2 protein-coding genes are annotated in these 761 nt (G+C 46.9%); one reads left to right on the top strand and one right to left on the bottom strand.

All coding sequences use genetic code 11. From position 1 onward, the window contains the following. The first annotated feature begins 2 nt into the window (after nucleotides 1–2). A complete protein-coding gene (locus tag R7Z50_RS26785; RefSeq protein ID WP_318149654.1) occupies nucleotides 3–362 on the top strand; it encodes a DUF2391 family protein in 360 nt (119 codons plus the stop codon). A gap of 3 nt (nucleotides 363–365) precedes the next feature. On the opposite strand, the gene soxR is transcribed toward R7Z50_RS26785, so the two are convergent. Then, nucleotides 366–761, bottom strand: a 396-nt coding sequence (gene soxR / locus R7Z50_RS26790) for a redox-sensitive transcriptional activator SoxR (protein ID WP_318149655.1), incomplete at its 5' end; no start/stop codon positions are given.

Below are 761 nucleotides of genomic sequence, written 5' to 3' on the forward strand. Positions count from 1 at the left end.
AAGTGTTGGTTGGCGCTTTTGCCCTTGCTGTGCCTATCTCTTTTTCGGAAGAAGCATGGCGATTGGGTGAAAGCTTACCCATGATAAACCTGCTCATGTTGTTAAGCCTTTCTGTGATTTTTCTCAGCTTTTTCGCTTATCAAAGCGTATTTCAAAGCCACATTAGAAAGCGCATTCCCATCTTTGTATTTCGCGTTGTGATCGCCTATTCCATCGCCGCTATCGTGGTAGCTTTGGTGCTATTTTGTCTCGACAAGTTGCCGCTCTTTACTGACCCGATCGTTGCGATAAAACGCGTTATCGTCATCACAATGCCAGCGTCGATGGGCGCGATTGTGGTGGACAGTTTCGACAAAGAATAACGCTTACGCCTCTTCTTCTAAGGTCAAATTCGAACCTGAGTGATCTTTGCCTAACACATCTTCTGGGTTTCGCAGTGCGCAGGTTTCTAACGACAAACATCCGCAGCCAATGCATCCACCCAAATCGTTTTGCAAGGCTTTGAGCTTTTGAATCTTTTGTTCTAACTGTTCATGCCAATGGCTCGCCATGACTTCCCATTGCTCTTTGTTCGGAGCTTGATGTTTCGGCAGCTCATCTAGCGCATGTTTGATTTCTTCTAACGACAACCCGACTTGCTGCGCCGCTTTAATCACCGCGACACGGCGCAAAACGCTGCGGTGGTAGCGGCGCTGATTGCCTTGATTTCTCCAACTCGAAATCAGTCCTTTTTGTTCATAAAAATGCAGGGCAGAGACTTT

Source organism: Vibrio sp. 1249-1 (assembly GCF_033340495.1).